This window comes from Clostridium cellulovorans 743B (assembly GCF_000145275.1).
In the GTDB taxonomy this organism is placed as follows: Bacteria; Bacillota; Clostridia; order Clostridiales; family Clostridiaceae; genus Clostridium_K; species Clostridium_K cellulovorans.
Genome location: NC_014393.1, coordinates 1643313 through 1663095, shown reverse-complemented (window position 1 = coordinate 1663095; position 19783 = coordinate 1643313). Strand labels below are relative to the sequence as shown.

The following is a 19783-nucleotide window of genomic DNA, read 5'->3' as shown; positions in this document are numbered from 1 at the left end:
AATATTTACTCCTCCGTTTATGCCTCTACATCATCTAACTTTATTCTTGGGTCGATTACAACGTAGAGTATATCCACTATTAGGTTACTGATAATTAGGAAAGCACTATAGAACAAAGTTACTCCTAAGATTGTAGTGTAATCTCTATTTGTTATTGTTGTAACAAATTCGCCACCTAATCCTGGAATTGCAAATATTTTTTCAATAACAAAGCTACCAGTTAATATTCCTGCTACTAGTGGTCCTAAATAAGTTACAATCGGAATTAAAGAATTTCTCAAAGCATGCTTATAAATTATTTTGTTTTTGCTTAGTCCTTTAGCTTTTGCAGTTCTTATAAAATCAGACTTCATAACGTCCACAAGTCTTGATCTCGATAATCTTGATATAAATGCTATAGATGATCCTGCTAATGCTACACTTGGCATAATATAATGTCTCCATGTGCTTAGCCCTGTAGCTGGTAACAATCTTAACTTTAATGCAAATAAATACATAAATAATGTTCCAATAACGAAACTTGGAAGAGTTACTCCCAAAGTTGCTAATATCATTGTAACTTTATCAGGCCATTTTTTATAGTTTAGCGCTGATATAATTCCCATAAACACACCAACTACTAGTGATAATATTACAGCAACAGCTCCTAATTTAGCTGATCTTGGGAATGCATTTGTTATTATCCAACTAACGTCTCTTCCTTTATATTTTAAACTCGGACCTAAATCTCCATGAACAATTCCTTCTAAATACATACCATATTGTGTAAGCAATGGTTTGTCCAATCCGTACGCAGCTTCAAGATTTTTCTGTATCGCTGGATCTAGTTTCTTCTCCCCCGTAAATGGACCTCCAGGCATAAACCTCATGAGGAAAAACGTAGCTGTAATTACGATAAATAATGTCACTAAACTCCCCACTAACCTTTTTAAAATGTACTTTGTCACCTAAAAATTCCTCCTTTGTTGATTACAATACTATGTTTAAATCAAATCTAGAGTCTCTGACAATTTCAACTTTTATCCATAGTATTTTAAACACTTTTGTAATTATCCCTATAGTTATTTAACTAATCATTATTTTATAATATAATACCATTTTGAGTTTATGTCAATAACTTTTATTTTCACTGCATTTTTTAGAATAACTTAAGAATTTTTTTAACACAAATCTTAAAAAAGTATACATATAATTTGTAAATAATTAAAATGGTTGTTTTTCACAAATTATATTTTCAATATATATATATTTCTTTAAAAGCTTCAGTTAAAAACCATGTGATTTTTAACTTATTCAGTAATTACTTAGAGATTCTTATTATATTTTCTATACTAGTTTGTGCAGAAAATTATAAACTACTCAATTTCTTTATGATCTATTTTAATAAGCTTGCAATTAAACATAAAAGAACCAGAAGTGATAACATATCTCTTCTGGTTCTTCTCTAAAACAATTCATCTATAAGATAAATTTATATATCTCTTTTTTAGATTAGTTTTTCTAATTTTTAATTTACTCTCTTTGGGCCTTTATATTCGACAGTTTGAAGCTGTGCTTTAACATTACCTTTAATACCATCGATATATTGTCTTCTTAAAGTTGCTTGTTCTTCTTTTTCTTCTTCTGTTAGCCCGACAGTCTTGCTTTTATTATAAAGCTCATTTATTCTAGCTATTAATTTTTCCATTTATTCTTCCTCGAAAGCATCTTTTCCTTGAGCACATAATGGGCAAACCCACTCTTCTGGAACTTGTTCCCATGATGTACCTGCATCAACACCATTATCTGGATCACCTACTTCTGGATCATATATATATCCACATACAGTACAAACGTATTTTTTCATAATAATTCCTCCTTTTACTAATAGTTAAATTGAAATATATTATTACTATCAAACTTTTGATAGTAATTAATCTTACAATATATTTTCTTTATTAAAAATATAATTTCTAATAAATTATTTAGCTGGCTAATGGTTAAAATATTTATGTAGCCAAACTGTGAACTTTATTTGATATTAAATTAAGACTGTGGTATTATTAACTGTAAACTTAAAAACCATCCTATTGCTTTTCAACAAAGTACTGACTTTTTAAGTAAAGCAGCAATCCTATTTTATATATTAAATCATATATAAAGTTCGCATATAAACTTCTATGAAGTAATTATATTTTACCAATAAATTAACCAAATAACAATAGAAAGAGGATAAGAATGACCAAAATTAAAACATTTAATGAATTAAACCTTAAAGACGAAATCCTTAAGGCAATCAACGACATGGGTTTTGAAGAGCCCTCACCAATTCAAAGTGAAAGTATACCTGTGGGCATAGAAGGCTATGATCTTATAGGTCAAGCACAAACTGGTACTGGTAAAACTGCCGCTTTCGGAAGCATCATCCTTAACAATATGAGTGAAAAGAGAAGAGTACCTCAAGCTTTAATCTTAGCACCTACTCGTGAACTTGCTATTCAAGTAAATGAAGAACTTGTAAGAATAGCTAAAAACATGAGATTAAATATTCTTCCTATATATGGTGGGCAACCAATAGACAGACAGTTAAGAGCACTTAGAAACGGTGTAGATATAGTAGTAGGAACACCTGGAAGAGTTCTTGATCACTTAAGAAGAAAATCATTAAACACTGAATTTGTTAAGTTTCTAGTACTTGATGAAGCTGACGAAATGCTAAACATGGGCTTTATTGATGATATTGAAGAGGTTATGAAATCACTTAACGAAGATAGACAAACCCTTTTATTCTCAGCAACAATGCCAGACGCTATAAAAAGACTTTCTAAACGCTATATGAAATCAGATGCAAAATTAATCTCTATTGAGAAAAACACAGTTACTGCATCAACAATAACTCAATATTATTATGAAATTAAGAATTCTGACCGTTTTGAATCTTTATGTAGAATAATAGATGCTGATGAACCAGAAGCTGCTATTATCTTCTGTAAAACAAAAAAAGGTGTTGACGAATTAGTTTCTTCGATGCAAAGAAGAGGATACGTTGTTGAAGGCATGCACGGAGATATGAACCAAAATCAAAGAATGAATACCTTAAAGAAATTTAAAGAATCAAACTTAGATTTCTTAGTTGCTACAGACGTAGCTGCAAGGGGTATTGATGTTGAAAATGTAACTCATGTTATAAATTACGACCTTCCTCAAGATGCTGAAAGTTATGTTCATAGAATCGGAAGAACTGGAAGAGCTAACAAAGAAGGTAAAGCTTATACCCTTGTTACTCCAAGAGAATATATTGTCTTAAAGCAAATTGAAAAAACAACAAAAAGTAAGATCAAAAGAAACTCTGTCCCTACAGTGGATGAAATATATGATGTTAAATACAAAAACGTCTTAAACAAAGTTAGAGACACTATAGAAAATGAAGATTTATCTAAGTTTATCCCTTATGCTACAGAACTTGATGATGACTATAGCTTAGTAGATGTTGCTGCAGCATTAATGAAAATAGCTTTTTCAAATGAATTAGCTTACGAATACACTACCAATGCTTTAGAAGTACCTGAACCAATGAGAAATTCAAGTGCACGTGGTGCTTCTAGAGGACAAAAACGTCTATTCGTTTCTGCAGGAAGACGTGATAATGTATCACCAAAAGAATTAGTTCAATTCTTCAAGGATTCATCTAGAATTCAACCAAGACAAATTGGTGATATTGCAATAATGGAAAACTTTTCATTTGTAAATGTAGATACTTCCATAGTAGATGATATACTAAAGTTTTCATCTGGTAAAAGATTAAAAGGTAGAAAAATTAATATTGAAGTTGCAAAAGAAAGAAGATAGCATATAAAATTCTTAAAAAGAAATCGAAAGGCTCCCTATAAGATATCCTTTAGGGAGCCTTTCGATCTTTATTTTCTAGTTTCACGTTTATATTACCAAGCTATAAATCCACCAGAAATACCAAAACTCTTCATCTTTTGGTATTTTAAATAATATAAAAACCATGCAACTAATATTATTATTATGGAATAGATTAATTTTTGTTTTATCCCTTTATCCTTAAGCTTTGAAACCTTAAATACAGCACATGAGGATAAAATTCCTATAACCCATGTAGTTATGCTTTCAACAGAAACAATAGGTATAATTATAGTGAATATCATTAGAATATAACCATACCATGGTGCCTTAATTTCTTCCTTAACTTCTATTTCGTTCTGAAATTCAACTTCTCTATTCACCTTAAGAACACCAGAAAATTCAAAATTATCCTCTGTTATTTGTATGCTATATAGATTATTGTTAAACTCAAATTCAACAGTGTTTTCCCTAAAAATTTTAAAGGTTTTTTTTATTATTTTTCCTTCTCTTAAAACTATTCCCAGTCCTAAGACTTTATTAATAAAAAGAGCTATTCTTTCTTTTTGCCCTTTATATTCAACTGTCCAAGTTAACATTTTTTCTCTCCCATCCCTACGTTTATTTATAATTCTTAAAATAGTTACTTTCCACTATAGGTTCTGAAATTTCCATACCTTTTCTTAGATGTTCTTTTTCGGCTTCCGTTGCGTTACCTATTACAGTAAAGTCTGCAAGAATTGTAGAATCTCTCTTTGTATTAAGCAAGTTCCTACCCATAGTGTAGTAATAATTGTCCTTTGGAATTCCAAATAAATAAGCAAGAGTTGGAAGTGTATCTATTTGACCGCCAGTAACACTGATGGTTTCTGGTGCTAAATCCTTTGAATATATTATAAAAGGAATTCTCCAATTATTGTTATCCATCCAAGGCTCTCTATTTTCCACTTCATTAACCTTATCATCATAGTACTTATGAACCCCTGTATGGTCGCCATAGATTACTACTACTGTATTATCTAATTTTCCAGCCTTATCTAAGTTATTTAAGAAGGTAGCAATTTGTTCATCACTATATCTAACAGTTTGAAAATAGTCTCCAAGTACATTTTCCTTTAGATTATTTGGTAAATCTAATTTTTTCTCTTTATCTGGTAATGTAAAAGGAGCATGATTTGTTAAAGTTATAGTATGGGCATAGAAAGGTTCCTTTAACTCTGTAATAAACTTTATAGCCTCACTAAAATAATTTTTATCACTAATACCAATGTTAATTTGCTCAGTTACATTATAATTTTCTTCAGAAATAAAGTTCTTAAAGCCTATAGAAGTCAATGCAGATTTATAGTTCCAATACTGTGCTTTATCAGGGTGAAGGGATTCTGTTTCATAGCCTGCATTATTAAATATATTAGGCAATGAACTTGGATAATAGTTTCCTGGATATCTAAAGAAAGTCGCTCCACTTCTAACTGGAAATACATTAGCTGTTACCAAAAGATCACAGTCAGCACTAGTTCCATTCCACACTTGTTCATGGTAATTATCGAAATATATTGAATTACTTAACAACTTATTTATATTCGGAGTAATTTCTTGACCATTAATTTTTTGATTTATAACAAAATTCTCTAAAGATTCAACTTGTATTATTAACAAGTTTTTATTCTTAAATATACCGCTATATTTATTATCTTCAAGGTTTTCATTATTTTCTTTATACCAATTCTCGATATTTACCTTTTCCTCTTCAGTTAAATTATATGGCTTAGTATTTTCATAATACTTATAACCATCATAAACTAAATAACCTACTGGTCCTAAATTAGACATAGTTTCTGTTGGCGCCCAACTTTGTAGGAAAAGTGATTGCCCATTTATACTTCTATCAAAATTATCTATTTTTATATGTGCAAAAGCTAAATAGATTATTGAAGTAAAAAACACAATTATAAATGCAGGTACATTTCTTTTAACACCTTTATATGCTTTTTTGTTCTTGATAATATAGAAAATCGAAATGAATATATCTATTATAAATAGCATATCTACAACTTTAATAAGCGAAACTATTGTTGCTCCTAAATTTTCTAAGTTCGATGTCATAGAAAATAGAAAGAAATTTAAGAAGCTTGAAAAACCTCTATAGTACCACAGATGCCCAATGCAAATTACAGTACATAAAATATTTATAATAAGTAATGAATACAACTGCCCTCTACCCTTAAATAATAATGCAAAGGATGTCATAGCTATAGCAAAAGCTATAAAAGTCATATATGGCGGAATACTAAAGAATCCACCTCCTATACTGAGTCCTGCTGCATAGTTAGAACCCACCACCCACATAAATATCACAGACTTAATAAAAATCATAAGGGTGACAAACCAAAAGCAAGAGTTTCGAATCAAAGATTTCATTTGTTGCTTTAATGAATTAAACTTTTCGTGCAAAATATTTTTCTCCTCTCATACAACTTCCTATAAATCACTTGTTTGGCAATAACAATTAATATTTTAAGAAAACTTGTCCATCTCTTAATCTAATCTTAATCTAAAATTGTTCTAAATCATTGTACCATTGAGAAAGTATAATTAAAATAATTCTTAGGAAAATACTGATAGTAATTTTTCCCTAACAGCTTTTTTATTTTTTCTTAAACAAAAACACCGTAAAATTAACTACGATGTTTTATAACTTCGATACAAATTTATTATTTTCAACATAAAATCGCCAAGGCTTATCTTTATACTCTTCAGCATAATCTATCCCAATCCTAGGTTTTCTTATTATTTGCTCTTTTTTAATAATTTCGCCTTCTGTTATAAATATCTCTTCTCCAAGTAAATCTAATTTATTATGCTCCTTAGTTATATTAAGTGCTTTGCAAAGTTTCCCAGGACCGTTAGTAAGATTTTTAATTTCACTTTCTTTAGGATTTTCAGCTTCTCTTCCGTACCTATTTTTAAACATAACATTTACAGCTTCTAAAGGTTCAATAGCTCTTATTAATACAGCTTGAGGAATTCCCTCTTTTTCACAGACTGTATTTAAACAATTATACATACCATAGATCAAATACACATAACTATAGCCTGGGGCTCCAAACATTACTTCAGTTCGGCTTGTCCTTCTATTGTTATAGCTATGAGCACCCTTATCTTCCGGCCCCCTATAAGCTTCAACCTCAACAATTTTTCCAATAAGTTCTGTGTTATTATCTTTTTTCACCAAATATTTTCCTAGCAATTCTTCTGCTACAATTAATGAATCTCTGTCATAAAACTCTCTTGTTAGTTTATTTTTCATTTGATCTCCTTAATAAACTGCTATTAATTTTTATCAGAATATATGGCTAGGCTACCAAGAAATATTTCTCAATAGCTTAGCCACTACCCTTTCTTGTAGTATATTTTACAACACTACTTAAATTTCAATAATAACATTATATGCTCGCTTATGTTTTATACAGTTAATACTGGATGAGCAGCCAAATCAGGATAGTACTGCTGTATTACCTTATTAGCATAAGAGCATGACGCATCTATTTTATATCCCTCATGCCTTGCATATGATGCCCCCATATCTACTAAATATCTAGCAATTTGAGTTTCTCTTAAATGCTCATCCACATAAGTTTTATTGATATCCATTATACCATTTTTTATAATATATGTCATTTCAGCTATTCTTTCTCCATCAGTATCAGCAAGATAAAACGTATGATTTCCCTTATCATGAAGTATCCTCATATTAATCCTCCTTCGTAATTTCTAATCTTATTTTGTGTTTTTTTTTTAGTTTTATCCGTTAAAATAGTATACTTGCTTTATATCATATCCTTCTTGTTCAAATTCATAATTTAGAAATTCTGCTTTTTCAGGTTTTATCTTCAGGATATGCATACTCCCACAGAAGCTGATGTTCTCTTTCTCTTCTATATTTTTTTCCATTAATATTGCTTTATATTCTTCAGAATTTATTGGGATAAGAAAAGCTTTACCAGTTATTTGAATACCTCTTCTTTTATCATAGCTAGTAAACTTATCATAAACAGTTAAAGCTACTTCGTTGTTTACTATAAGATTAGAAAATTTTTCTCCACCCTCTGTAACGGAATAAAATGTCTTATCAATATATACATACTCCAATGGTGTAACTCTTATTGACTTGCCGTAACCTGTACCTAATACAAGAGTGTTATGTTCTTTAATAAATGCCTCTATTGAAGAAAACAAACTTTCATTCTCTGGTTTTTTTATGAGAAGTTCATATTTTTCTTTCAAAGCTCTTGCATAAGCCTTAATATTTTCAGTTCCATTTCTAAAAGCCTTTGACATAAATAATGCTTCTCCCACCTGCTCCTTTACTCTTATGGTATAGCTATATTGTCTTCTTTCTTCTCTAGTTGTATAAAACAATGCAATTTTTTTATCTTTAATCCATTGTTTATTAGCTTGTATAAATTCTAAAGCCTTTTTGCTAATACCTTTTCTGTATACGGCAATTCCAAAAATTAATATATCGAAATCCTTATATTCCTCTTTAAACTCGCTGATATCGCAATAGTTCGCAGGTCCTAATATAAGTGCTAGCCTTTTAGCTATCTCTTCTGTAGATTCATAAGCTTTTTCAAACAATATTAAGGTTTTCATAGATTCACTCCTAGCTACTTATTTCTATATAATATTATGGAATTTTATCCACCTATATGTTTTTTTTATATATTTTGAAGAAAACTTATAAAACACTAGCATTATGAAGAACATAATAATATTATTAAAATATATAGGTTTCGATAAAAGTTCTTCATAGGTTACATTAATTTCTTAATATGCCTATAGAGTTTTGACGAAGTTTTAACATTAAAATTTATATACGGTATGACCATAAATCTGTATTGACTTTAATAATCTGTATCATAGACACTTTATTGTAACTTATATATTTTAGATAATAATTTTTAGGAGAGTATCATGATTGAAAATTTTACGAAGAGAATTGAAGAAGAAAAAATAAAACTAGAAAAATACAATAAAACCTTTAACCTTATAAGCAAGCTACGATTAGTAACCTTATTAGCAGCAATTATACTTAGCATCTATATTGCAAGGATAAGCTTTAATCCCACATATGTATTATTCAATACCTTCTTGTACCTAATATTTATTATAGAGGTTATACTACATAGAAATACTGAAGAAAAGCTTACGAATTCAAAGGAATTGATAAATATAAATAATAGATACATATCAAGAATAACTGGAGGCTGGGAGAACTTTGAAGATATTGGCGAAGAATTTATAGATAAAGAGCATAGCTATTCTTCCGACTTAGATATATTTGGTAAGCGTTCATTGTTCCAATTAATAAACATAGCAAATACTTTTCATGGTAGAAAAATCTTAAAAAAAGACTTAACAGAAAATAAATTTTCAAAGGAAGATTTATTATTGCGTCAAGAATCTATAAAGGAACTAAAGGAAAATTTAGATTTCTGCCTAAAAGTAGAATTAAGTACCATTAGGAACAAAAAGAACCTTAAAAATCCTTTAAAATTAATAGCTTTTGCTGAAGACAACTCTACTATCGTAGGTTCTAAGTATATAAAAACTTTTCTTTATATACTTCCAATGTTTTCAGTTGTACTAATTGCATTTACTTTAATATTTAAAATAGCTTTTTTATACAATATCTTGAAGTTGCTAATCCTTCTGCAAGGAATGTTTGTACTTTTAAAATTAAAATATATTAACGAAACCTTATACCTTGCTCATGAATTCAAAAGTAATTTAGACACTTATATGAAAATTCTCAATGTTCTTGAGAAGGAATCCTTTAAATCTAGAAGACTAATTAATATTAAGTCGGAATTATTCTCTAATGATGATTCTGCACTTAAAGCTGTGAAAGAACTAAAAAAAATTACTGATAAAATAAACCTAAGATATAATGCTTTGTTAGCAATTATTTTAGATGCGGTATTATTATGGGACTACCAATGTATCTTTTCATTAGAAAATTGGAAGTCACAATATGGCTCAAAACTTAAACTTTGGATTAATGCTATAGGAGAGGTAGAAAGTCTAATAAGTTTTTCTACGCTTAATCATATTGATGAAACTCTTATTTTCCCAACTATAGATAATTCAAACTTAAAGGTAACAGCAAAAAATTTAGGTCATCCCCTTCTAGCTAAAAGCTCAAGAATTACTAATGACTTAGATATGGATGATAAGATTTTCGTTATAACTGGTTCAAACATGTCCGGAAAAACTACTTTTTTAAGGACTATAGGTATAAATCTCGTTCTTGCTTATGCTGGAGCAGCAGTTTTTGCCAGTGAAATGACCTGTTCTCAAATGGATATTTTTACTTCTATGAGAATTACTGATGATCTGCAAAGCGGTATTTCAACCTTTTACGCAGAGTTAATTAGAATAAAAAATATAATTATCCGTGGAAAAGAAAATAACGATATGATTTTCCTAATAGATGAGATTTTTAGGGGTACCAATTCAAATGACAGAATAATCGGTGCTAAAAATGTACTATCCAACCTTAATTCCTTAGGGATTATAGGAGCTATAACTACCCATGATTTAGAATTGACAGCCTTAAATAAATATCATAGAATAAAGAATTACAATTTCTCTGAATATTATGAGGAAAACAAAATTTGCTTTGACTATAAATTAAAAGAAGGGTCTGCTACTACTACTAATGCAAAATATCTAATGAATCTAGTTGGAATTCCTATACTTGAGCTATAAGAATACTATCGAAAGTAAAAATTACTTATAAAAGGGCTATTTTAATGAAAATTACTCATCAAAATAGCCCTTTCACTTTTTTTATTTATAGTAGTCTATAACCTTCTCCACTTCTTCCATATTATCTTTTGGGATTCTTACGGTAATATTCATATAATCTTTTCCTATATTTGAATAGTACATGTATTTCAATTTCATGTGATTATCACTTCGAAAAACTTTCACATTATCACAGTTATCTCCTACACCCTTTAAACTATAATAAGTACCATTCGCATAAATAGCATTCTTACCAATATACACAGTTTTACCACTTTTAACAGCATTATAATATGCTATTTTAGGCGAAAATATATATATGATATATGCTATTAATATAGCAGCTAACATTACGAAAGATAAATCTTCTCCATTTTCAAAGAATAAAAAGATTATACTAGTTATAAAACAAGTTACTGCTATAAATACAAAGTTCTCAAAGCATATCTGTTTTTTTCTACTTTTGATATCAACTGCGTTTTCTAGTACATCCTCTTGAGGTAATTCCCAAGCTGCAATAAGCTCCTTTCCTTCTATCATTTTTTTCATGTACAAATACCTAGGGATAAAAACAAAGAGACCTATTACAATCAAGGCAATTCCAATAAATCCTGACAAAAAGGTTATTCCGAAGGCCGATTCTCCAGAGTTACTAAAAGTATCTGTCAGTATTGCTATTAATATAGCCAGAACTCCCACTCCAAAGAAAAAAATAAGTTTTCTAGTCTCAGTATTTTTCATAAACTATCTCCTCACAACCTCTTGCTTTCCTCATGACAATAATCAAAATAGCACTAGAATTATCAGTTTATTATGAGAAAATACCCGCCTCCTTAGAAATGCTAAAAATGTCTAAAAAATAAAATACACTAACTTATGTGATATAAGCTAATGTATCTTATTCTAATTATATTATTATGGTTTTGATTTTATTATCTTAAAATAAGATTTATCGAGAATAAATTTGAACATAATCTATTTTTCATTCTCTTTGCTGTGACTTTGAGAAAATACTTGTTCATTAGCATCAAAATAATCATGTGTCAATCCTGGAACAAACTTGTTATTATTATAATCTACAAATCCCGAATCCCAAGTAGTATCTTGTATCACCCATCTTCCGTCTACAAAAGTTTCATTCCAAGCATGAGATTCAGATCTATTTTCGGTAGTAGCTGTACCACCTACTATTTTAGTTCTAATTCCTATAGCTCTATTTAACGCAGCAGTTAAATTAGCATATCCGTTACATATCGCTTTTCTACCTCTCAATGTTTCTAACGCACTATATTCTTTAATATTATTGCTAAAATATGCATCTGTATCATATGCAATATTTGCAGAAACCCAGTCATGAATAGCTAAAGTTTTTTCATAATCCGTTTGGATACCTGCAACGATGCTATTAGCTAACTGAATAATCTCCTCAGAATCACTCTCAACATAGGTATCTGGTAACAGGAAGGTTAAATCTCTCGCATCATTATTTCTTACGTTATATTTCTTATGAACGAAATAAGTCCCTGACGCATCTTCCAAGGTAGAAGTGTAAACTGTGACAACATAATCGCCAACATTAAATGGTAGATACACCTTTGTATCAATTCTTCCATTGCTAACAGGAAGCACATAGTCCTTTTGTTTCCCATCTTTTGCAACACTGAACCAAACCCATCTTTTTTTAGCTGAAAGTTCTAAATTGAACGGTACCATACTGTTATCAACAATATAGTCCATTTCTTTATCTTCCTTTGGTTCTTGGCTCTCCTCTACTCCTTCTATAGGTTTTAAACCATCATCTACCTGAGATTTGTTTACTCCCGATTCAATACTTTCTTTTACCTGTTTACTAGTTTCTATAATAACTTCTCTAATACTCATAGTAAAATAAATCACTGAAACGCCTATTAAAATCGAAATTATAGCTATTAAGATTTTTTCAACTTTACTTTTCTTTTTTTTCCTTACAGTTCTGTAATTCTTATTTTGCTCAATTGATACTATATTTAATTTCTGACCACAGCTTGTACAAAAATTAGCTTCAGCCTCATTCAAAGTATTACAGATGGGACATTTATTCATTCTTCCACCATCCCTACATAAAAATATACTATAATAATTTCTTAATAATCATTATATCAAATTATATAATAATTTAGAACCTATCAGAATATCTATGTTTTTGTATAATATTCCAAATTTCTCATTAGTATCATTTTCCTATTGTAAACCTATACAATAGCTTGTATAATTAAATTATCTTAATTTAAAAATAATTTTATGGGGTTATGGGGTTACAATTTATGAAAAAGAAATTTAAAACAGCTGTTGCAGCAGTAGTATTAGCTAGCTCTGTTACAGGATATAATATCGCAAAAGAAGACGATATCGTCGCTTTAGATCTAAAAAAGTCTAGTTTAGAATCTATGGACTATAGTAAAGAAAAAATAGAAGATATTTCTGAAAACCTAGTGAAATATGGTACTTTCAGCGAATCACCCGAATGTTTTAAACACTGGAGAGTAGTAGTTGATAATATTGCTATTTGTACCTATGAAAATAGCAATGACGTTTTTTCTTTAGAGCCTGAGGATTGTGGTAACAGTGAAGATGCAATTCAGCTATGCCAAACTATAGACAATATTGAACCTGGTAAAAAGTATACTTTGAATTTTAAGGCAAAATCAACACTTCCTAAAAGCATCACTGTTTTCATATCAGATAGAATGGATGTGTTATCTTTTTCAAAACCTGCTACATATTCTATATCTGATAAATGGACTGATTATACCTACGATTTTGTCGTCTCAGAGAATACTGAACCTCTTTCAGTACTTCGTTTTTACCTAGGTCGTACTATGGGTAAGATAAGTTTTACTGATATAAAATTGAACTTGTCTTCTTAATGATATCTAGATTGACGTTTTTAAAGAGCTGATATAAATAATAAACATCAGCTCTTTTTCTCTTAATTGTTAAAAACAACACATGTTTAAGGTTTACATCTATAAAATTCCAGGAAATATTATTACTTATTAGATCTTTCTATAAGCTCCTTATACCAATAAGCACTCTTCTTTATTGTTCTCTCCTGAGTTTTATAGTTTACATGTACTATTCCAAATCTTTTTTCATATCCTTCAGCCCACTCAAAATTATCCATGAAAGACCAAATATAATATCCCTTTAAAGGTACTCCCGCTTCTATAGCACTTAATGCAGCAGCAAAATGAGTGTATAAATAATCTAATCTATTTTCATCTTCAACTTTACCGTCTCTATTAACCATATCATTAAAAGCTGCACCGTTTTCTGTTATGTATAAATCTATGTTCCCATAATCCCTGTGTATCCTCGTTAGCAAATCATAAAGCCCTTGCGGATATATCTCCCAACCCATTTCTGTTTTAGGATTATCCATTGCTACACTTTCAGCACCGATAAAAGCTTCAGAGTTATTCTTTACAACTTGTCGTGTATAATAATTTATTCCTAAAAAATCAGAAGTTTCAAATACCTCAGTAAATAACTCTTTAGGTAGTTCAGGCATAATATTTGTATCGCTAAAGATTTTTATCATATCCTCAGGATAAGTTCCTTTTAATGCAGCATCTAAAAACCATCTGTTGTTCCATCCATCACTTCTATGGGCTGCAGCAATATCTTCTTCATCAGCTGAATTTGAATAACAGGTTGAAAGATTTAATGTTATACCTATTTGCCCATCTTGTTCTAATTCTCTATAAGCTTTAACTGCCTTAAAGTGCGATAATAATATGTTATGTGCAGCTAACAATGCCATTTTCATATCTTTAATTCCTGGAGCATGAACTCCTAAAGCATAGCCAAGATATGATGCAACCCATGGCTCATTATGAGTTATCCATGTTTTTACTCTATCTCCGAACTCTCTGAATAATAAGTTTGCATAATCAACATAGTAATCAGCAACTTGCGGATTTGCCCACCCTCCAATATCCTGAAGCTTTTGTGGAAGATCCCAATGATAAATTGTTATAGCTGGTTCTATATCATTTTTAATTAGTTCATCAATTAAATCCCTATAGAACTGAATTCCCTTCTGGTTTATCTCGCCAAAACCTTTTGGGAAAATTCTAGGCCAAGCAATTGAAAACCTATAACTTTTAATTCCAAGGCTTTTTAATAGCTGAACATCTTCTTTATATCTATGATAGTGATCACAAGCAATATCACCATTATGCATTTTAGCTACATTTCCTGGTATATGACTAAACCTATCCCAAATAGATTCACCTTTCTCATCTTCTTTGTAAGCTCCTTCAATTTGATATGCTGCAGTGGCTGTTCCAAAAATAAAATCTTTGGGAAATCTTAGCTTTTCCATTCTTTCGCCTCCGTTTCTTACTATTTTAAATCCAATATTTGTTAGTATAGCTTCTTATCCATAAAATTATACCTTATTAAAGGTCTACTGAAAATTCACATTATCTCCAAAGTTTTTCATGAGAATTAATAATTTCTGATAAGTAGCTTACCTTAATAATTAATATTAAACCACTGAAATACAGTAATATAAATTAAAAAAAGTTGTTTTTTACACTAGTTGTGATAAGATTATTTATATGTTTGGAGGGATGCTTACTTTGGAAAGATCAAAATTTATGCCAATTAGCAAAGAAGATCTAAAAGAAAGAAATATAGATCAATTAGATTTTATTATAATAACCGGTGATGCATACGTAGATCACCCATCCTTTGGTACTGCAATAATAGGGAGAATTTTAGAAAAAGAAGGTTATTCTGTTGGGGTTATTCCTCAGCCAGATTGGAAAACCCTTGATTCATTTAAGATTCTTGGGAAACCAAGACTTGGCTTCCTAATTAATTCAGGAAATATCGATTCTATGGTTAATCATTATACTTCTTCTAAAAAGAGACGTCATGATGATTTCTACTCTCCTGGTGGAAAAGGAGGCTTAAGACCAGATAGAGCTGTGATTATCTACTCTAATAAAGCAAAAGAAGCTTATAAAGATGTGCCAATAATAATCGGTGGTATAGAAGCATCCTTAAGAAGATTTGCTCATTATGATTATTGGAGTGATAAGATTAGAAGAAGTGTCTTAGTAGATTCTAAAGCAGATCTTCTTTCTTATGGAATGGGCGAAAAATCTATAACTGAAATAGCGAAATATCTAAGTTTTGGTAAAAACGTAAAAAATATTAGAGGTATTAGAGGTACAGCCTATATAACTAGTAGCTTAGAAAACTTAAAAGACTACATAGAGGTTCCTTCCTTTGAAGAAGTATCTGAAAGTAAGTCTGCTTATAATAAAGCTTTTAAAATCGAATCTGAAGAACAGGATTCTATTAGAGGCAACACTATAGTTCAAAAGCATGGTGACAGATATTTAGTTCAGAATCCACCTGCCACATCAATGTCTCAAGTAGAAATGGATGAAGTATATAAGCTTTCTTATGCTAAAACCTATCACCCTATCTATGAAGCTGAAGGTGGTATACCTGCTATAAAAGAAGTTAGATTTTCAATAACAAGTCATAGAGGCTGTTATGGCTCCTGTTCTTTCTGTGCTCTTACCTTTCATCAAGGCAGAGTAATTCAAAACAGAAGCCAAGACTCAATTATAGATGAAGCTAAAGAAATGACAGAATTTCCTGACTTTAAAGGCTATATAAATGATGTTGGTGGGCCTACTGCTAACTTTAGAAATAAAGCCTGCAGTATTCAAGAAAAAGTAGGGGTATGTAAAAATAGACAATGTATTTTCCCTAGTGCCTGCAAAAACCTTAAGATTGATCATATGGAATACCTATCATTGCTTAGAAAACTTAGAGAACTTCCTAAGGTGAAAAAAGTATTTGTTCGTTCTGGTATAAGATATGATTATCTTATATACGATAAGAACACAAAATTCTTCGAAGAACTTTGTAAACATCATATAAGTGGACAGCTTAAGGTTGCTCCAGAACATGTTTCTGATGCAGTTCTAAAACAAATGGGAAAACCAACAAGAGAAGTATATGATAAATTCACGAAAAAATATTATGAAATAAATAAGAAGGTGGGAATGAATCAATTTTTAGTTCCTTATCTTATGTCTAGTCACCCTGGAAGTGATTTAAAGGCAGCTATAGAGTTAGCTTTATTTATAAAAGAAATGGGATATATGCCAGAGCAAGTTCAAGATTTTTATCCTACTCCTGGTAGCTTGTCAACCACTATATATTATACTGGAGTAAATCCTTTTACTGGTGAAAAAATATACGTCCCAAGAAGCGGAAAAGAAAAAGCTATGCAAAGAGCACTTCTGCAATACTCAAAACCAGAAAATCATGCTCTTGTAAAAGAAGCTTTAATTAAAGCTGGTAGATCAGATTTAATAGGCCATAACGATAAAGCCTTGATTCCACCAGTACCACCTAAGAGCAGAAGTAAGAAGAGCTCCGAAGAAGATAAAAACACTTCTACTAATTCCTCGAAAAAATCACAGGGAATGAAGAAAACTAGCTCTAAAGCCAAAGGGAATTCACCCTCTAGAGACAAAAGTAAAAATAACAATAAATCATCCTTCAGTAAAAAAGCTGATAATAATAAATCTCCACTAGCTTCAAAGGCAAAAGCAAAAAAAAGATAAAAGAAAATTAGGAACTACACTCGCAAAACCAGATGTTTTTAGTAAGTGTAGTTCCTTTTCAGTTTCCTGCTATCTCCTTTTAAGTTTATAAAGCATATAATTAAATGTTATAAGCCAAAAAATTTCACCTAAAAGATATTGAGGGAAAACTTGTATTTTAATTATTACAGCTACAGTCTCTACTATAGATATTAGAGAAGCACTAGTTCCAAGCATCACAGCTATAATATTATGGTTATCATTTAGAACAATAAGTATATATAAAAGTGCAAGTAAATTAACAGCTCCATAAAAAACACTTATATAACTATTATCATGCAAGATATGATACCCTAAATTAGGATTTGAAAATATTTCTATTGAAAATACTTCCGAGTTCATGGTAATTAATATTGGGTAAAGTATATAACAAACAACTGATGTAATCATTATGTAATTAAATGATATTGTATTATTCCTAAGAATTGTATAAAGTACTACCATGATTATTATTGGTATAACTAGAATATATAGGAAATAAATATACTTTAAAGAATAGAGCCACAGTATACTTTTGCTAAAAAAGCACAAAAGCAGTGAAATATATCTAAGTGTTAAAAAAAATAAAGCAGTTAAACTGATGATTTTGATTTTAAAAGGAGCCTCAAAGTTTCTTATAAAACAAGAAAATATAATAGACATGGCAATAAATAACAAAAGAGCATAAATTTCAGCCATATGCACCATCCTTATTAATTGATACTATTAATGTCTATTATAAAACACTTGCAAATATTCTTTTTTATTTTTAAACTACTTGTTGTTTTGATGTTCCTTTAAACTTTTGTTAAGTCCTAATATCTTAAGTGAACCTTTTTCACAGGTTATTGTTACTGGAAAATCTGGTCCTCTCTCACCATCTATATCTGTAACAATCTCTTCATCACATTCAATATATACCTTATCAGTTTTAAAGTATACTAATTCCTCACTTTTATCTAAGTGTTCACCTTTAATAATTTTTATACATAAATTTACTACGTTAGTAAATGGTTTTGCTTTAATTATTATAACATCAAACATTCCATCTTGTACCTCAGCCTTATATGCCAAATTAAGATTTCCTGCTGTTCTACCGTTAAAAACTAACATAGAATACATATAGTCGTCAAAAACAATCTCATCTGTAGATACCTTGATTTTGTATTTCTTTAAATTTACAACTTCTTCGATACCTTTTATGTAATAAGCAACTTTCCCCATAGAATGTTTAAAGTTTCCGTCAATTTTTTGAGATATATCAGTAAACATTCCTGTACTCGCCACATTTATAAAATATTTATCATTTATTTTTCCTAAATCCACTAATTCAATATCACTATTAATTATCTGTTCGCAAGCTTCTAATACATCTGACGACATACCTAAAAACTTTGCAAAATCATTAGCAGTACCCACTGGAATAATACCTATAGGTAAATCAATATTAAGATTTTTCATGCAATTAACGGCTGTATCTACCGTTCCATCCCCACCAGCAACAATAATATATTCATACCCCTCATTAATATCTGTAAAAGCTGCATCCATAGTACTTTCAAAACTAATTCTATACGGTACTACAGAATATCCGTATTCTTGATGTATCCTTATAACATCATCAAGTTTTTGTGCCATTAAATTATCTCCTGAAAATGGATTGTATATCAATTTTACTCTTCTCATATGAATGCTCTCCCAATATATAGTCTTATTAATTAACTGTTCATATTAAATAATTATACTATATTTTCTTTTATTCACAATAGACATACAAAATATTACTATGAATATTTTTAGTATTCTGCATTATTTTTACTTGTAAATTCTTCACTCTCACTAATAATTCTTATAATAAAATAAAAAACTTATTAAACTATTGTTAAAAGTATAGTATAATGATATAGTCACACGATATATCAATTAGGAGAGGTGTTATGAAAAAAAGTCATATACCAAATTTATTTACGTTTGCTAATCTTAGCTGTGGAATTTTTTCTTTATTATTTACTTTAAATTATGAATATAATATAGCTTGTTTGTTTATTCTTTTAGCGGGACTCATAGATAGATATGATGGTAGGATTGCTAGATTCTTAAATGTAGATTCTGAAATAGGTAAGGAACTGGACTCATTGGCAGATTTAGTATCTTTCGGAGTAGCTCCAGCCTTTGTTGCATTTTTATTATTCCAACTAATTAATCTTCCTATATTAGGATATGTAATTTTAGTACTATTCCCAATAGCGGGTGCTTTTAGACTAGCAAGATATAACATTTCCGATTTTGACGGAGTATACACTGGTGTCCCAATAACGCTTGCTGGAACTTTCTTAGCCTTATATTCTTTAATTTTCACTATGTTAGGTGGAAATATTGCAAGGCTATCTTGGTTAACGCTATTCATAATGGCTATATTAGCTTACTTAATGATTAGTAAATTTCGTTTTACGAAAATATAATAAAAG

The 19783-nt window shown here is 29.9% G+C and carries 18 protein-coding genes; 5 read left to right on the top strand and 13 right to left on the bottom strand.

Annotation, left to right across the window (positions count from 1 at the left end; translation table 11 throughout):
- Positions 1 to 17: 17 nt before the first annotated feature.
- The 3 genes from CLOCEL_RS06750 to rd form a co-directional block, all read right to left on the bottom strand.
- Positions 18 to 947, bottom strand: coding sequence for an ABC transporter permease (locus CLOCEL_RS06750; RefSeq protein ID WP_010076029.1), 930 nt, complete (start codon positions 945 to 947; stop codon positions 18 to 20).
- A gap of 560 nt (positions 948 to 1507) precedes the next feature.
- Entirely contained in the window at positions 1508 to 1687 is a 180-nt protein-coding gene (locus tag CLOCEL_RS06745; protein ID WP_010076030.1) for a DUF896 domain-containing protein, read from the bottom strand.
- Positions 1688 to 1846 (bottom strand): rubredoxin, encoded by a 159-nt coding sequence (gene rd, locus CLOCEL_RS06740; protein ID WP_010076031.1) that lies wholly within the window; start codon positions 1844 to 1846, stop codon positions 1688 to 1690. It lies immediately after the preceding gene.
- 371 nt (positions 1847 to 2217) lie between these two features.
- On the opposite strand from rd, the gene CLOCEL_RS06735 reads away from it, so the two are divergent.
- The gene (locus CLOCEL_RS06735; protein WP_010076032.1) at positions 2218 to 3828 is read left to right on the top strand and encodes a DEAD/DEAH box helicase; all 1611 of its coding nucleotides are present in this window, start codon (positions 2218 to 2220) and stop codon (positions 3826 to 3828) included.
- 92 nt (positions 3829 to 3920) lie between these two features.
- Here the strand turns inward: CLOCEL_RS06735 and CLOCEL_RS06730 are convergent, their stop codons facing one another.
- The 5 genes from CLOCEL_RS06730 to CLOCEL_RS06710 form a co-directional block, all read right to left on the bottom strand.
- The gene (locus CLOCEL_RS06730; RefSeq protein WP_010076033.1) at positions 3921 to 4445 is read right to left on the bottom strand and encodes a hypothetical protein; all 525 of its coding nucleotides are present in this window, start codon (positions 4443 to 4445) and stop codon (positions 3921 to 3923) included.
- A 22-nt stretch (positions 4446 to 4467) separates the two neighbouring features.
- A complete protein-coding gene (locus CLOCEL_RS06725; RefSeq protein ID WP_010076034.1) occupies positions 4468 to 6300 on the bottom strand; it encodes an LTA synthase family protein in 1833 nt (610 codons plus the stop codon).
- Positions 6301 to 6538: 238 nt separating this feature from the next.
- On the bottom strand, positions 6539 to 7156 hold the full coding sequence (locus tag CLOCEL_RS06720) for a DNA-3-methyladenine glycosylase (protein ID WP_010076035.1): 618 nt from the start codon (positions 7154 to 7156) through the stop codon (positions 6539 to 6541).
- A 155-nt stretch (positions 7157 to 7311) separates the two neighbouring features.
- Positions 7312 to 7599 (bottom strand): GNAT family N-acetyltransferase, encoded by a 288-nt coding sequence (locus CLOCEL_RS06715; protein WP_010076036.1) that lies wholly within the window; start codon positions 7597 to 7599, stop codon positions 7312 to 7314.
- Positions 7600 to 7650: 51 nt separating this feature from the next.
- Complete coding sequence (locus CLOCEL_RS06710; protein WP_010076037.1) at positions 7651 to 8502, bottom strand: flavodoxin domain-containing protein; 852 nt, start codon at positions 8500 to 8502, stop codon at positions 7651 to 7653.
- Positions 8503 to 8823: 321 nt separating this feature from the next.
- Between CLOCEL_RS06710 and CLOCEL_RS06705 the strand changes: the two genes are divergently transcribed.
- Positions 8824 to 10620 (top strand): MutS-related protein, encoded by a 1797-nt coding sequence (locus CLOCEL_RS06705; RefSeq protein ID WP_010076038.1) that lies wholly within the window; start codon positions 8824 to 8826, stop codon positions 10618 to 10620.
- 81 nt (positions 10621 to 10701) lie between these two features.
- Here the strand turns inward: CLOCEL_RS06705 and CLOCEL_RS06700 are convergent, their stop codons facing one another.
- Both CLOCEL_RS06700 and CLOCEL_RS06695 read right to left on the bottom strand, forming a co-directional pair.
- Positions 10702 to 11400, bottom strand: a complete 699-nt coding sequence (locus CLOCEL_RS06700) for a hypothetical protein (protein ID WP_010076039.1) — start codon at positions 11398 to 11400, stop codon at positions 10702 to 10704.
- Between the two features lie 234 nt (positions 11401 to 11634).
- Complete coding sequence (locus CLOCEL_RS06695) at positions 11635 to 12714, bottom strand: transglutaminase domain-containing protein (RefSeq protein ID WP_242655233.1); 1080 nt, start codon at positions 12712 to 12714, stop codon at positions 11635 to 11637.
- A gap of 248 nt (positions 12715 to 12962) precedes the next feature.
- On the opposite strand from CLOCEL_RS06695, the gene CLOCEL_RS06690 reads away from it, so the two are divergent.
- A complete protein-coding gene (locus CLOCEL_RS06690) occupies positions 12963 to 13565 on the top strand; it encodes a carbohydrate binding domain-containing protein (RefSeq protein WP_010076041.1) in 603 nt (200 codons plus the stop codon).
- 122 nt (positions 13566 to 13687) lie between these two features.
- Here CLOCEL_RS06690 and CLOCEL_RS06685 read toward each other — a convergent pair whose 3' ends face one another.
- Positions 13688 to 15025: a GH1 family beta-glucosidase gene (locus CLOCEL_RS06685; RefSeq protein WP_010076042.1), complete on the bottom strand. Its 1338-nt coding sequence runs from the start codon at positions 15023 to 15025 to the stop codon at positions 13688 to 13690.
- A gap of 250 nt (positions 15026 to 15275) precedes the next feature.
- On the opposite strand from CLOCEL_RS06685, the gene CLOCEL_RS06680 reads away from it, so the two are divergent.
- Entirely contained in the window at positions 15276 to 17297 is a 2022-nt protein-coding gene (locus tag CLOCEL_RS06680) for a YgiQ family radical SAM protein (protein ID WP_049785857.1), read from the top strand.
- A gap of 69 nt (positions 17298 to 17366) precedes the next feature.
- On the opposite strand, the gene CLOCEL_RS23440 is transcribed toward CLOCEL_RS06680, so the two are convergent.
- Both CLOCEL_RS23440 and CLOCEL_RS06670 read right to left on the bottom strand, forming a co-directional pair.
- Positions 17367 to 17618 (bottom strand): hypothetical protein, encoded by a 252-nt coding sequence (locus CLOCEL_RS23440; protein ID WP_242655232.1) that lies wholly within the window; start codon positions 17616 to 17618, stop codon positions 17367 to 17369.
- A 471-nt stretch (positions 17619 to 18089) separates the two neighbouring features.
- Positions 18090 to 19001 carry a YegS/Rv2252/BmrU family lipid kinase gene (locus tag CLOCEL_RS06670; RefSeq protein WP_010076045.1) on the bottom strand — a complete coding sequence of 304 codons (912 nt, stop codon included), beginning with the start codon at positions 18999 to 19001 and terminating at the stop codon, positions 18090 to 18092.
- A gap of 251 nt (positions 19002 to 19252) precedes the next feature.
- On the opposite strand from CLOCEL_RS06670, the gene pssA reads away from it, so the two are divergent.
- Complete coding sequence (gene pssA, locus CLOCEL_RS06665; RefSeq protein WP_010076046.1) at positions 19253 to 19777, top strand: CDP-diacylglycerol--serine O-phosphatidyltransferase; 525 nt, start codon at positions 19253 to 19255, stop codon at positions 19775 to 19777.
- Positions 19778 to 19783 lie beyond the last annotated feature (6 nt).